The sequence below is a fragment of the Duganella sp. Leaf61 genome, assembly GCF_001421905.1.
GTDB classification, from domain to species: domain Bacteria; phylum Pseudomonadota; class Gammaproteobacteria; order Burkholderiales; family Burkholderiaceae_D; genus Rugamonas; species Rugamonas zoogloeoides.
This window is the reverse complement of sequence record NZ_LMLM01000001.1, coordinates 770,698-784,581: the sequence shown is the minus strand read 5'-3', so window position 1 is coordinate 784,581 and position 13,884 is coordinate 770,698. Positions and strand designations below refer to the sequence as shown.

General features: G+C 63.2%; 14 protein-coding genes. 8 read left to right on the top strand and 6 right to left on the bottom strand.

What is annotated here, in order from left to right; translation table 11 throughout:
* The first annotated feature begins 40 nt into the window (after positions 1-40).
* The 3 genes from ASF04_RS03395 (at position 41) to ASF04_RS03385 (ending at position 3,131) form a co-directional block, all read left to right on the top strand.
* Positions 41-1,465 carry a glycoside hydrolase family 105 protein gene (locus ASF04_RS03395; protein ID WP_229204895.1) on the top strand — a complete coding sequence of 475 codons (1,425 nt, stop codon included), beginning with the start codon at positions 41-43 and terminating at the stop codon, positions 1,463-1,465.
* A gap of 134 nt (positions 1,466-1,599) precedes the next feature.
* The gene (locus ASF04_RS03390; RefSeq protein ID WP_019923722.1) at positions 1,600-2,037 is read left to right on the top strand and encodes a PaaI family thioesterase; all 438 of its coding nucleotides are present in this window, start codon (positions 1,600-1,602) and stop codon (positions 2,035-2,037) included.
* A gap of 2 nt (positions 2,038-2,039) precedes the next feature.
* Entirely contained in the window at positions 2,040-3,131 is a 1,092-nt protein-coding gene (locus ASF04_RS03385; RefSeq protein WP_082488516.1) for an SGNH/GDSL hydrolase family protein, read from the top strand.
* A gap of 2 nt (positions 3,132-3,133) precedes the next feature.
* On the opposite strand, the gene ASF04_RS03380 is transcribed toward ASF04_RS03385, so the two are convergent.
* Positions 3,134-4,864, bottom strand: a complete 1,731-nt coding sequence (locus ASF04_RS03380; RefSeq protein WP_229204894.1) for a methyl-accepting chemotaxis protein — start codon at positions 4,862-4,864, stop codon at positions 3,134-3,136.
* 329 nt (positions 4,865-5,193) lie between these two features.
* On the bottom strand, positions 5,194-5,757 hold the full coding sequence (locus ASF04_RS03375) for a sugar O-acetyltransferase (RefSeq protein WP_056138100.1): 564 nt from the start codon (positions 5,755-5,757) through the stop codon (positions 5,194-5,196).
* A 130-nt stretch (positions 5,758-5,887) separates the two neighbouring features.
* Here ASF04_RS03375 and ASF04_RS03370 point away from each other — a divergent pair, with 130 nt between their 5' ends.
* The 5 genes from ASF04_RS03370 (at position 5,888) to ASF04_RS03350 (ending at position 10,953) form a co-directional block, all read left to right on the top strand.
* On the top strand, positions 5,888-6,532 hold the full coding sequence (locus tag ASF04_RS03370; RefSeq protein ID WP_056138098.1) for a TetR/AcrR family transcriptional regulator: 645 nt from the start codon (positions 5,888-5,890) through the stop codon (positions 6,530-6,532).
* A gap of 177 nt (positions 6,533-6,709) precedes the next feature.
* Positions 6,710-7,363 carry a protein-L-isoaspartate O-methyltransferase gene (locus tag ASF04_RS03365; protein WP_056138096.1) on the top strand — a complete coding sequence of 218 codons (654 nt, stop codon included), beginning with the start codon at positions 6,710-6,712 and terminating at the stop codon, positions 7,361-7,363.
* 11 nt (positions 7,364-7,374) lie between these two features.
* The gene (locus tag ASF04_RS03360; RefSeq protein ID WP_056138094.1) at positions 7,375-7,698 is read left to right on the top strand and encodes a rhodanese-like domain-containing protein; all 324 of its coding nucleotides are present in this window, start codon (positions 7,375-7,377) and stop codon (positions 7,696-7,698) included.
* A 107-nt stretch (positions 7,699-7,805) separates the two neighbouring features.
* On the top strand, positions 7,806-9,158 hold the full coding sequence (locus tag ASF04_RS03355) for a TolC family outer membrane protein (protein ID WP_056138091.1): 1,353 nt from the start codon (positions 7,806-7,808) through the stop codon (positions 9,156-9,158).
* 136 nt (positions 9,159-9,294) lie between these two features.
* Positions 9,295-10,953 carry a DUF4394 domain-containing protein gene (locus ASF04_RS03350; protein ID WP_056138089.1) on the top strand — a complete coding sequence of 553 codons (1,659 nt, stop codon included), beginning with the start codon at positions 9,295-9,297 and terminating at the stop codon, positions 10,951-10,953.
* 146 nt (positions 10,954-11,099) lie between these two features.
* On the opposite strand, the gene gloA is transcribed toward ASF04_RS03350, so the two are convergent.
* From gloA to ASF04_RS03330, 4 genes are all read right to left on the bottom strand, one after another.
* On the bottom strand, positions 11,100-11,507 hold the full coding sequence (gloA, locus tag ASF04_RS03345; RefSeq protein ID WP_026637618.1) for a lactoylglutathione lyase: 408 nt from the start codon (positions 11,505-11,507) through the stop codon (positions 11,100-11,102).
* A gap of 164 nt (positions 11,508-11,671) precedes the next feature.
* Positions 11,672-12,103 carry an OsmC family protein gene (locus tag ASF04_RS03340; protein WP_056138087.1) on the bottom strand — a complete coding sequence of 144 codons (432 nt, stop codon included), beginning with the start codon at positions 12,101-12,103 and terminating at the stop codon, positions 11,672-11,674.
* 23 nt (positions 12,104-12,126) lie between these two features.
* The gene (locus tag ASF04_RS03335; RefSeq protein WP_156368516.1) at positions 12,127-13,491 is read right to left on the bottom strand and encodes a sorbosone dehydrogenase family protein; all 1,365 of its coding nucleotides are present in this window, start codon (positions 13,489-13,491) and stop codon (positions 12,127-12,129) included.
* A gap of 26 nt (positions 13,492-13,517) precedes the next feature.
* The gene (locus ASF04_RS03330) at positions 13,518-13,772 is read right to left on the bottom strand and encodes a hypothetical protein (protein WP_056138085.1); all 255 of its coding nucleotides are present in this window, start codon (positions 13,770-13,772) and stop codon (positions 13,518-13,520) included.
* Positions 13,773-13,884 lie beyond the last annotated feature (112 nt).

Sequence of the window (13,884 nt, the reverse complement as noted above, 5' to 3'; positions counted from 1 at the left end):
CTGTTGGAGACTTCAATTCACAATTAAAAAAGGGTAAACGATGACACACGTTTCAAGCCGCCTGGCGTTGCTGCTGACCGCCATCCTGGCCACCGGGGCCGTCCATGCCGCCACGGCGCTCGACATCCAGCCTGGCGGATCTTTCCGCAACACTGACAACAAAAACCTCAAGGATGCGAGCGAAGGCACGTACCCTGTTCCCTACAAAAAGCCCACCGTCGCCGAGATCACCGGCGCACTCGACCGCGTGCGCGGCTACGTGGACAGCATCACTCCCACCCGCATCATCGACAAGGCCACCGGCAAGCCGGTCACCGACCTGAAAAAACCTGTCGCTGGCGCCGTGTTCGAGCCGTCGTCCAACGATTTCGGCCTGATGGTCTACGAGATGGGCGTGATTCACTCGGGCCTGATCAAGGCTGCCGAAGTGACCGGCGACAAGCGCTATACCGACATGACGCGCCGCCACTTCCAGTTCTTCAAGGATAGCAAGCCGTACTTCCGCGCCCAGGAAGACCAGTTCAAGCTGGGCCGTTCCAACAGCTTCACCCGCTTCCTGCAGCCGATGTCGCTCGACGACAGCGGCTCGATGTGCGCGGCGCTGGTGCGCGCGCGCTTTGCCAAGGTTGGTCCCGACCTCAAGGACATGATCGACACCTGCAGCCAGTACGTGCAAAAGCAGCAGTACCGCCTGGCCGACGGCACGTTTGCCCGCAAGCGTCCGCAAGCGTCGTCGCTGTGGGCCGATGACATGTACATGGGCATTCCGGCGCTGGCCGAGATGGGCCACCTGACCGGCGACAAAGCCTGGTTCGACGATGCCGCATCGAACGTGCTGACCATGGCCGAGCACCTGTACAACAAGCAGAACAACCTGTTTACCCACGGCTGGAACGCCAACAATCCGGACGCGCCGCGCTTCTACTGGGCGCGCGCCAACGGCTGGGCAGTGCTGGCCATGAGCGACCTGCTCGACGTGCTGCCGAAAGACCATCCGTCGTACAACAAGGTGCTGGCGCAACTGCGCGCCAGCCTGCACGGCATTGCCGAAACCCAGTCCGGCACCGGCCTGTGGCACCAGATGCTCGACCGTAACGACTCCTACCTGGAAACCTCGGCCACCGCCATCTTCGTGTACGTGTTTGCCCATGCGATCAACGAAGGCTGGATCAGCCCGACCACCTACGGCTCCATCGCCCAGGCGGGCTGGGTGGGCCTGAGCACGCGCATCAACGCCAAGGGCCAGGTCGAGGGCACGTGCGTGGGCACCACGTTTGCCAGCGACCACATCTACTATTACAACCGTCCGACCAGCGTCGATGCCATGCACGGCTACGGTCCGGTGTTGCTGGCGGGGGCAGAAATGCTGCGCATGCTGAAAAATCCCGAGATCGACATCCAGCACAAGCTGCGCACGTATCACTACGTGCCACGCGAACACGGCAAGGCCATCAGCGATCACTGATCGCCAGCCTGTCCGAGGCGCCGCCGCGAGCGGCGCTTTTTTTTTGCCGGTTGAACCTGAGCGCTACCTCTAGCAGAGCGCGGGAGGCTTCGCTATAGTGGCTGCCAAGCCCATCCTTACCGAAGGAATTACTGATGCATCCCGAAAAAATGACCGGCCTGGAATTGCTGCAGGCAGCGATAGACGGCAAGTTTCCCCGTCCACCGATGTCGGACACCATGCCGATGGAAATCACCGAGGCCAAGGCCGGCTACATCCTCGGCACCGCGCGCGCCGACGAGCGCCACATCAACGTGATGGGCGGCATCCACGGCGGCTTTGCCGCCACCATCCTCGACTCGGCCACCGGCTGCGCCGTGCACTCGATGCTGGAAGCGGGCGTGGGCTATGGCACCACCGACCTCAGCGTCAAAATGTTCCGCCCGGTGCCCAAGGGCGAAACCTTGATCGTCGAAGGCAAGATCATCAACCTCTCGCGCAGCCTTGGCGTGTCCGAAGGCACGCTCAAGACTGCCGACGGCAAGCTGCTGGCCCACGCTACCGCCACCTGTTTTATTTTGCGCCGCGACTGACCATGTTGACCCTGACCCGACAATTCTTCCGCGCCGCCGGCCTGGCCGCGCTGGTCGCTTCCAGCAGCGCCTGGGCTGCCGTGACCGTCGGCGCCGATGACGCCAACTTGCAATACACGGGCCGCATCGACTTTGCCGACAAGGCGGCGCCGGTGATCTCCTGGCCCGGTACCAGCATCGAAGGCAACTTCACCGGCAGCAGCCTGGCGATCACGCTCGATGACCAGCACGGCAAGAACTGGTTTAACGTTTTTATTGACGGCAAACTCGATAAACCGGTGATCATCAGCGCCGCCAAGGGCGGCAAGACCTACCCGGTCGCCACCGGCTTGCCGGCCGGCCCGCACCGCTTTTTGATCACCAAGCGCACCGAGGGCGAGGAGGGTGCGACCGTGTTCCGTGGCCTGGAACTGGCCGACGGCGGCAAGCTGCTGGCGCCGCCGCCGCGCAAGGCGCGCCGCATCGCCTTTTTTGGCGACTCGATCACCAGCGGCATGGGTAACGAGGCGCCCGACGACGGCCCCGATCACGAGCTCAAGGACAAGAACAACTTCATGGCGTACGACGCCATCACCGCACGCGCGCTCGACGCGGAAATGCACGTGGTGTCGCAAAGCGGCATCGGCGTGATGATCAGCTGGTTCCCGTTCATCATGCCGCAGTTTTACGACCAGTTGAGCGCGGTGGGCAACAACGACAGCCGCTGGGATTTCAGCCAGTGGACGCCGGACGTGGTGGTGATCAACCTGTTCCAGAACGACAAATGGCTGATCGACCGCGAAAAGCGTCTGCAGCCGGTGCCGACCGACGCGCAGCGCATTGCCGCCTACAAGAATTTGGTGAAAAAGATCCGCGCCGAGTATCCGCGCGCCTATATCGTCTGCGCGCTCGGCAGCATGGACGCGGTGAGCCCGGGCAGCAAGTGGCCGGGCTATGTGAGCAGCGCAGTGGCGCAACTACGCGCCGAGCAGGACGAACGCATCGACACGCTGTTTTTCGATTACACGGGCTTCGACAAGCACCCGCGCGTAAAGCACCACCAGGCCAACGCCGCCAAGCTGACGGCGTTTATCCGGCAAAAGATGGGCTGGTAACTTTAAAACTCTTCCCAGTCGCCGTCGCTGCTGGCGGCGGGTTTGGTGCGGGCCGGTTTGTCGGCCAGTTTTAACGGTGGCGATTTGGCCGCTGGCCTGGCTGCCGGTTTGGCGATGGCAGGGCGGGCGACCGGGGTTGCAGCTTTGGCTGCTGCCGGACGCGGTGCTGTTGCTGCGCGGGCCGGGCTGCCAGAGATCTGGAATACGCTCACCATTTCCGCCAGTTTGACTGCCTGCTCCTGCATCGCTTGCGACGCGGCGGCGGCTTCTTCCACCAGTGCGGCGTTTTGCTGGGTGACGGTGTCCATCTCGGCGACGGCGGTGTTGATCTGCTCGATGCCCAGTTCCTGCTCGCGGCCGGCCGAGCTGATCTCGCCCATGATTTGCGTCACGCGCCGCACGCTGGTGACGATTTCTGTCATCGTGGTGCCCGCCTCGTTGACCAGCGCGCTGCCGGTGCCCACTTTTTCGACCGAATCGGTGATCAGCTGCTTGATGTCCTTGGCCGCGCTGGCCGAACGGTGCGCCAGGTTGCGCACCTCGGTGGCGACCACCGCGAAACCGCGGCCCTGCTCGCCGGCGCGGGCCGCTTCGACGGCTGCGTTCAGCGCCAGGATGTTGGTCTGGAAGGCGATGCCGTCGATCACGCCGATGATGTCGGCGATCTTGTCCGACGATTCGGTGATCGAGGCCATGGTATCGACCACGCGCGCGACCAGCTCGCCACCCTTGACGGCGATGTCCGACGCGGAACCGACCAGCTGGTTGGCCTGGCGGGCGTTGTCCGAGTTTTGCTTGACGGTCGAGGTCAGTTCTTCCAGCGACGAAGCGGTTTCTTCCAGGCTGGCGGCCTGCTGCTCGGTGCGGCGCGACAGGTCCATATTGCCGGCGGCGATTTCATTGCTGGCGGTGGCGATGGCGTCGCTGCCGTCGCGCACGCTGCGCACGGTGTCGGCCAGGCGGTCCTGCATCTGGTGCAGGCCGGTCATCAGCGCGCCCATTTCATCCTGGCGGCCGAGGTCGATGGTATTGGCCAGGTTGCCGTCGGAGATGGCATTGAAGTGCTTCAATGCTTCGCCCAGCGGGTTCATCACGGCGCGCAGCAGCATGATCGACGACACCAGCGCCACGATCAGGCCAAGCACGATGGCCACGATGGCAAACGTCATGTTGCGGCTGTAGGCGGCCTGGCTGTCGGCGTACTGTTTGGCGGTCGATTCGAGCTGGTACACCGACAGCTTTTCAGCGCTGTCGGTGTACAGGCGGAACAGGCGCGTCACTTCGGTGAGCATCAGGCGGTCGATTTCCGGCTGGTTCTTCTCGCGCAGCGCCTTGAATGCCTGCTGGATGCCGTCCTTGATCAGCGCGGTGCGCGCGGCGCCGGTCTGGTCGGCCAGCGCTTTTTCACCGTCGCCGAAAGGCAGTGCGGTATAGCGCGCCCAGGCTTTGTCGCTGGCGTCGAGGAAGCCTTGCGAGCGGGCCAGCGTTTCTTCAGCATTGGCCGCGTCCGGCTTGAGCGCCACGCGGTCGATCGACAGGCGCGCGCGGTCGATCTGGATCTGGGTGTCGGCAATGGCCTTCATCGACACCATGGAATTTTCGTAGACGTCCTTGAGTACGCCGTTGGTGGTGTGCAGCGCCGAGATGCCGCGCACGCCGATAAAGATCATCAAGGCGCCGAGCAGCAGCATGGTCCCGATCAGGCGGGTGCGGATAGTGAGGTTTGAAAACATGGTGTGTTCCATTCGAGAAGTGTCGCAAGGCCAAAATACGGTCAACGGAAGCAGGATTGCAATGTCAACAGCGGCAACGGACCAGGGGACATGGTGGCCGGTTGCGGAAAATCGGTCTCTACGCTGTGCGCCGGGATGGCGGTGGGCAGCGATGCGGCAGGGGAATGGGCCACATGGAGGGTTCGGTCACTGCGGCAGGGATAAGGCCGTAGACTTGCATGCGCGTAGTCTGAAAGACCGGCAGTGTGACAGCGAACGCCGCCAGTCTAGCTGATTAATTTCTGGTGGGCAAATGAAACAAATTGAATTGCAGATGATTTTGCGACACTTCAGCGCGGCCGCGCCGGATTGCCGACCACGGTCACGCCCGGTGCGACGTCGAGCGTGACCACGCTGCCGGCGCCGATCAGGGCGTCGTCGCCGATGGTCACGCCGGGCATGATCAGCGCGCCAGCGCCGATCCAGACATTCTTGCCGATCTTGATCGGCCGCCCGAATTCGAGCCCCTGGGCGCGCAGCGCCGGTTCGCGTGGATGGTCGGCGGTGAGGATTTGCACGCCGGGCCCGATCTGGGTGCCGTCGCCGATGTCCACCTGTACAACGTCGAGAATGACGCAGTTGAAATTCATGAACACGCCGTCGCCAAGCGTGATGTTGTAGCCGTAGTCGAGGTGGAAGGGCGGACGCACCACGCAGTGCTTGCCGACGGCGCCCAGGCCTTCGTGCAGCAGGTCCGCATGCTGTTGCGGCGTCAGCCCGATGCTGCGGTTGTAGCGTTCCATCCAGTGGCGGGCGGCAGCCTGGTCGGCCTGCAGTTCGTCATCGACGGCAGTGTAAAACTCGCCGGCCAGCATTTTCTGTTTTTCAGTTTTGATATTGGGCATCGTCAGCATCTCCGTTTGCAAGAGTGTGGATTTTGCCATAGTTGTCAGCAGGTTCAGGCACCGTACCTTGACGTCCCCCGGCCTTGCGCTTATATTAATGACTTACAAGTAAGTAACAGTCAGGCAAGAGTCAATCCCCATGCAAGCCCCTCAAGACAACAAGCCCCGCTGGGAGCGGCGCAAGGATGCGCGCCCGCAGGAGTTGCTGGCCGCTGCCCTCGACCAGTTCGTCGAACGTGGCTACGCTGCCACCCGGCTGGAAGACGTGGCCAAGCGCGCCGGCGTGTCCAAGGGCACGCTGTACCTGTATTTCACCAACAAGGAAGAGCTGTTCAAGGCCGTGGTGCGCGGCACCATTGTCGAAGTTATCGGCGAGGCCGAGCAGGATGCCGCCGGTTTCGAAGGCCACAGCGCCGCGCTGATGCGCGAGCTGCTGATGCGCTGGTGGAACCAGTGCTGCTCCAGCCAGTTGGCCGGGATCACCAAGCTGATGTTCGCCGAAGGTAACAACTTTCCGGAACTGGCGCATTTTTACAACGAAGAAGTGGTGGCGCGCGGTACCAGCCTGATCCGCAGCGTGCTGGTGCGCGGGATCGACCGCGGCGAGTTTCGCGCTGTCGATCCCGACGTCATGACGCCGGTGCTGGTGGCGCCGGTAATGATGCTCATGATGTGGACCCAGTCCTTCATGCCCGCCTGCGAGATGCCACCGATCGATCCGCACGCCTACATGGACCTGTTTATCACCACAAACCTGGCCGGCCTGGCCGCCCCCGCGCAGTGAGCCGGCGCCGCAGCGTCATGCCCCTGCGCGGCCAGCTTGCCGTTTCCGCCGGTTCAACCCCCTCAAATTGCAGCCTGTCGCAATTTCCCGCGATCCGACCGTCATATCGTTAATATGTCCCCCGATGTCAGTTCAACGATAAAATGACGGATTATTTAATCCCGACCGAGTCTTAAGATGAATATTGAACAAGTCCGCTTCAACATGATCGAACAGCAAATCCGCCCTTGGGACGTCCTTGACACCGAAGTGCTGGACCTGCTGCACGTGGTCAAGCGCGAGAATTTCGTGCCTGTCGCCCACAAGGCGCTGGCCTTTGCCGATACCGAAATTCCACTGCCAGGCGGCGAGAACATGTTGTTCCCGAAGATCGAAGCGCGCCTGCTGCAAGACGTCATGGTCAAGAAACATGAGTCGGTGCTGGAAATCGGTACCGGTTCCGGCTACATGGCTGCGCTGCTGGCGCACCGCGCCCGCCACGTGACCACCGTGGAAATCTCGCCGGAACTCAAAGCCCTGGCCGAGCAGAACCTGGCCGCCAACGGCGTGGCCAATGTCACGGTCGAACTGGGCGATGGCGCGCAGGGCTGGACCAACGGCGCACCGTTCGATGTGATCGTGGTGTCGGGTTCGCTGCCGGAACTGCCGGAAGCGCTGCTCAAGCAGCTCAAGGTCGGCGGCCGCCTGGCGGTCATCATCGGCCAGGCGCCGGCGATGAAGGCGCAACTGATCACCCGTACCGGCGAAGCCGGCTACGACACGCGCACGCTGTTCGAGACCTCGGTCAAGCCTTTGCTGCTGGCTTCCAGGCCGTCGGCGTTCAAGTTCTGAGCGGGGCCGGCATGCAGATGATCACCGCGCCGGAGCTGGCGGCCTGGCTGGCCGACGAAACGCGCGCCAAGCCGGTGCTGCTCGATGTACGCGAGCCGTGGGAATTCGACGAGTGCCGTATCGACGGCTCGGTGCTGATCCCGATGAACACCATCCCCGGACGCATCGACGACCTCGATGAAGATGCCGAGATCGTCTGCATCTGCCACCACGGTGCGCGCAGCATGAACGTGGCCGCGTTCCTGGAGCGTCACGGCTTTGGCAAGATGGTCAACCTGACGGGCGGCATTCATGCCTGGGCCCTGCAAGTTGATCCGGCTATGAAAAAGTATTAAAGGTACTAAAGGTACTAAAGGTAGAGAACGCAAGCGCCGGCCATCACCGGCGCTGCGAGAGCAGTGTTTGATTCGATCAACTTGAAAAGACTCCAACGGAGAAAGCAATGCAGAAATCCCTTATCGCCGTGCTGCTGTCCAGCGCTTGGATGACCTTGGCTTTACCTGGCGCACAGGCCGCCGATCTTATCCAAGTCTATCAGCAAGCACTGGCGAACGACGCCACGTACGCCAGCGCCCGCTCGTCACTGGATGCGGGGCGCGAGCGCACCACCCAGGGACGCGCCGGCCTGCTGCCGTCGGTCTCGGCGCAGGGGAGCAACACCCGTAACAATGGCGATTTCCGCCCGTTCAACGAGGGACAACTGATTACCGACGGTAGTGGCATCGGCTTTGTCACCCGGCGCGATACGGACAACCACGTCAACAGCTATTCCGTCACGCTGAGCCAGCCGCTGTTCAACTGGGCCGCCTGGCAAACCTACCAGCAGAGCAAGCTGGTCCAGGCCATCTCCGAAGCCACGTTTGCCCAGGCCCGCCAGGACCTAATCACCCGCGTGGCGCAAGCATATTTCGACGTGCTCACGGCGCAGGACAACCTCACCGCCACCCAGGCGCAAAAAACCGCGACCACCGAACAGCTGGCCTCGGCCAAGCGCAACTTCGAAGTGGGCACCCAGACCATCACCGATACCCACGAGGCGCAAGCAGCGTACGACCTGGTGGTAGCGCAGGAGTTTGCCGCGATTACCGACCTCGATAACAAGCGCACCGCGCTGCAAGTCATCACCGGCAAGCCGACTGGCGAACTGGCGCCGCTGCGTGCCGGCGTGACCATCTCGGCGCCGGAGCCGGCCGCCATCGATCCGTGGGTGTCGTCGGCCGAAGGCCAGAACTTCTCGGTGATCGCTTCGCAACTGCAGCTGGAAATTTCCAAGCGCGACATCTCGCGCAACCGCGCCGGCCACATGCCGACCCTGAACCTGGCGGCGTCCACCAGCCATGTCAGCACTACCGCGTCCGGCACGCAAAAGAACAACGCCATCGGCGTCACCTGGAGCGTGCCGATCTTCAGCGGCTTTGCCGTCACCAGCCAGGTGCGCGAAGCGATCGCGCTGGAAGACAAGGCCCGCAACGACCTGGAAGCCACCAAGCGGCTGGCAGCACAAAACGCCCGGGTGGCATTCCTCGGCATGAACAGCGGCCTGGCGCAAGTCAAAGCGCTGGAAGCGGCGGAAGTGTCGAGCAAGTCCTCGCTCGATTCCAACAAGCTCGGCTACCAGGTGGGCGTGCGGATCAATATCGACGTGCTGAACGCCCAGCGCCAGCTGTACGCGACCCAGAAAGACCTGTCCAAGGCGCGCTACGACACCGTCATGAACGGCCTGCGCCTGCGTTCCGCTGCCGGCACCCTGCGCGAGGATGACCTGGCGCCGATTAATGCTCTTCTGCAACATTAAAAAGTTCCGGATGCAGCCGAAATAATTATTTTATTTTTACTGCATCCAAACCGGCTGGTCATGTGTAGTGCTGGGGTACGCCCGCTGTTGTTCAAGGCGGGCGGCGCCCAAAACCACCACTACAGGAGCCAAGACCATGCCCACCCTGCCATTTTCGAAACTGTTGCTCGTCTCCGCCGTCTCTCTTTCGCTGGCTGCCTGCGGCGGCAGCGATGACGATATCGGCACCGTCACGCCACCGACCACCACGCCGCCGGTGGCTGCCGTGGCGGGCGACGTGTTCGTGCTGACCGCGAGCAACAAGCTGCTGTCGTTCGACCGCGCCACGCCCGGCACCATCCGTACCACGGCCACCGTGACCGGTCTGCAAGCGGGCGAAAACCTGCTGGGCATCGATTATCGCCCGGCCGATGGCATGCTGTACGGCGTGGGCAGCACCGGCCGCATCTATACCCTCAATGGCACGACCGGCGCGGCCACCCTCAAGTCCACGCTGGCCGCCGACACGACCGACACCACCTTGCCGTTCACGGCGCTGGTCGGTACCGAGTTCGGCGTCGATTTCAACCCCGTGGCCGACCGCCTGCGCCTGGTGAGCAACACCGGCCAAAGCCTGCGCATCAATGTCGATACCGGCGCCACCACCACTGACGGCGCCATCAATGGCGGCGCGGTCAACACCGCTATCACGGCCGCCGCCTACACCAACAGCTTTGCCGGTACCGGCAGCACCACCTTGTTCGTGATCGATGCCGCCAACGGCACCCTGTACACCCAGAACCCGCCCAACAACGGCACCCTGACCCTCCCGCTGCCGCTTGGCCTGACCGCCACCGCCGTGGCCGGCTTCGATATCGATGCGCGCACCAACACCGGTTACGCCGTGATGACGGTGGGCGGCGTGCGCGGCTTCTACACGCTCAACCTGGCCACACCCGTTGCGCCTGCCACGCAAGCCACTCTGGTGGCCGCGATCAATGTGACAGAAGAGTTGCGCGGCGTTGCCCTCAAGGCGCCGGCCGCACCCATCGCCTACGGCCTGACCGACGACGCCCGCCTGGTCACTTTTAAAACGGCCACCCCGAATACGCTCGACGCCAACGTCGCCATCTCCGGCCTGGCATCGGGCGAGCGCCTGCTGGGCATCGACATCCGGCCGAAGGACGGCCTGCTGTACGGCATGTCCTCGACCGGCCGCATCGTCACCATCGACCCTGTTACCGGCGCTGCCACCGCCCGTGCCACGCTGGCCGCGGACCCAACGGACACGACCGCGCCATACACGGCCATTACCGGCACCGCGTTTGCCGTGGACTTCAACCCGGTGGCCGACCGCCTGCGCGTGATCGGCAATACCGGCCAGAGCCTGCGCATCAATGTCGATACGGGCGCTACCACCACCGACGGCGCCCTCAACCGCGCTGGCCTGGCGCCGGTGGTGACGGCCGCCGCCTACACCAACAGCTACGCCGGCACCACGGCCACCCAATTGTTCGACATCGACACGACCAGCGCCAGCCTGGCGCTGCAAAATCCACCCAATGACGGCACGCTGGTCAATGTGGGGCTGTTGAACGTGGCGGTGGCGGGAGACGCCGGTTTCGATATCGCCGGCGGCGCCAACGGCCTGGCCCTGGCAGCCTTGCGCACCACGGCTGGCGGTCCGAGCGCGCTGTACCGGATCGACCTGGCGACCGGTGCGGCGGTGCTGGTCAATGGCGCGACCACCCCGGCAACGTCGGCGATCGGCGCCGGTGCGGTGGGGCTGACCGACCTGGCGATCGCCATCAGGTAAGCGCCGGACGTAAAAATGGCGGGCTGCGCAGCCCGCCATTTTTTTGCGCCCGGTATTGCGCGCTCCGATCCGCCACCGCCATGCCTGGCGTCGAACCCCGTACGGGTGCCGATGCCAGGGCGGCCATGCGGGTTAAAGGTTAAAAGTTACAGCCCGGCGCCGGCGCCGTCGAAGCGGCGTTCGATCAGCTCGATCTTGTAGCCGTCGGGATCGGTAACAAACGCGATCACGGTGTTGCCGCCCTTGACCGGACCTGGTTCGCGGGTAACGGCGCCACCATTGGCGCGCACCGATTCGGCGGCGGCGTAGATGTCGTCGGCCGAGATGGCGATATGGCCGTAGGCGGTACCCAGGTCATAGCTGGTGGTGCCGTAGTTGTACGTCAGTTCCAGTTCCGCGTGCTCGGGATTGGACCCGTAACCGAGGAATGCCAGCGTGTACTGGTATTCCGGGTTGTCGCTGGTGCGCAGCAGTTTCATGCCCAGCACCTTGGTGTAGAAATCAATGGAGCGCTGAAGATCGCCGACTCGCAGCATCGTATGCAGAATTCGCATGGTGGTCTTTCGTGATGAACAAGCGGCGATTTTATGCGATTTGAGCGGACGCTGCTGCGCGCCTTAGCGGTTGACAAACCCTTCAGAGCAAGGCGCAGGGACGAAGACAGTACGAATGTACGGCGAGGCCCTGCAACGCCGCTATGGCGGGTTTGTCAAACCGCTTATGCTTGGAGTTTTGCGTCCAAGGTGATTTCTGCGTTGAGCAGCTTCGAGACCGGGCAATTGACCTTGGCCTTGTTGGCGGCTTCCTCGAACTTGGCCTGGTCGGCACCTGGAATGGTCGCCAGCAAGGTCAGGTGTACCTTGGTGATGGCAAAGCCGCCATCGACCTTGTCGAGCGTGACCGCTGCGGTGGTTTCCAGCTTTTGCGCGGTCAGGCCCGCTTCAGCCAGCACGCCCGACAATGCCATCGTGTAGCAGCCGGCGTGGGCGGCGCCGATCAGTTCTTCCGGGTTGGTGCCAGGGCCGTCCTCGAAACGGGCCTTGAAACCGTACGGGGCATCTTTGAGCACCCCGGTCTGGGTGGAAATGCTGCCGATGCCGTCTTTCAGGCCACCGCTCCAGACTGCCGAACCGCTATGTTGACTGCTCATATATTTCTCCTTGGGTTGAATGGTTATTTGCTGGTGGTGGCAACTGCGGGAGCCACGCGCCAGATGATGTTGCCCACGTCGTCGGCCACCAGCACGGCGCCCGGTTTGTCGATGGCGACGCCCACCGGACGGCCTTGCGCCTTGCCTTTGGCGTCGAGGAAACCGCCGAGGAAGTCCTGCGGCGGACCCGAAGGTTTGCCGTTGGCGAACGGCACATACACCACCTTGTAGCCGCTGTGCGGCTTGCGGTTCCACGAGCCGTGCTGGCCGATGAAGGCGCCGCCCTGGTAAGCCTGCGGCAGCAACTTGCCCTCGTAGAACACCAGCCCCAGCGAGGCCGTGTGGCCACCGAGCGCGTAGTCGGGCGCAATGGCCTTGGCCACCAGCTCGGGCTTGGCAGGCGTGATGCGCACATCGACGTTCTGGCCGAAATAGCTGTACGGCCAGCCGTAGAAGCCGCCGTCGCGCACCGAGGTCATGTAATCAGGTACCAGGTCGTTGCCCAGTTCGTCACGCTCGTTGACGACCGTCCACAGCGCCTTGGTTTGCGGCTCGAAGCCCATGCCGTTGGGATTGCGCAGGCCGGTAGCAAACAGGCGGCCCTTGCCGCTGGCGATGTCGAACTGCCAGATCGCGGCGCGGCCTTCTTCCTCTTCCATGCCGTTTTCGCCGACATTGCTGTTGGAGCCGACCGTGACATACAGCGACTTGCCGTCGGGGCTGGCAATGACGTTCTTGGTCCAGTGGTGGTTGCGGGTGCCGGCTGGCAAGTCCATGACCTTGGTGCCGGCAGCGGTGATGGTGGTGTCGCCTTCCTTGTACGGGAAGCGCACCAGTGCGTCGCTGTTGGCGATGTACAGGTTGTTGCCGACCAGGGCCATGCCGAACGGCGAATTCAAGCCTTGCAGGAACACGGTGCGGCTTTGCGCCACGCCCTTGGCATCGACGCCGCGCAGCAAGGTGATGCGGTTGGCGGACGGAGTGACCGCGCCGGCTTTTTTCATCTGGTGCTGCATGATCTTGCCCTTGATGCCCTTGCTGTCGTCGGGCTTGGGAGGAGCGTTGGTTTCGGCTACCAGCACGTCGCCGTTGGGCAAGGTATAAATCCAGCGCGGGTGGTCGAGGTCGCGTGCGTAAGCCGTGACGGTGAAACCGGCGGGCGGGCGCGGGGTTTCCTGCGCGGTCCAGCGATCGACCGCTGCCACGTTGACGGTGGGGATCAGCGATTTGTCGGGCTTGGGCAGCACCGGGTTGGGGCCGAAGCCGACCGGGTAGGCGGCGCTGCCGGCCGGTGCTGCCGGGGCTGCTGGAGCGGTTTGCGCCAGCGCGACAGCGGAAGCGAGCGCGGTAAGAGTGAAGACGACGGTGCGTGCGGTGGCGTGGTTCATGAAGTGGCAGGTCCTGTTTGGTATTGTTAGTCTTGCTTGGTGTCGGGCAGCGGCTTGGCAGTAGCCTCGCGCGGGGCCGGGGTTTGGAGCTGTTGCACGCCGGGCTTGTTGCGCAGGTCGGTATCGACCATGCCGCTGTCGATATCGGCAGCGGCTTGTTTCATGATGGTGCGTTCCTTGGGTTTCTGGCCCTCGGGCGATTCGTCACGCTCGTGTGGCAGGCGCTTGCCGCCGTCGTTTTCAATCTTTTCGTCGGTATTGACTTTTTCTTGGGTAGACATCGTGCCCTCCGGGGTTTTATTGTGCGATCGATATTAGCGAGTTGTTATGGCCTTGGTCGCCACCTTGAATCTTGACAACTTCCAACCGCCACGTCGGTGCGCGCTTGCACTC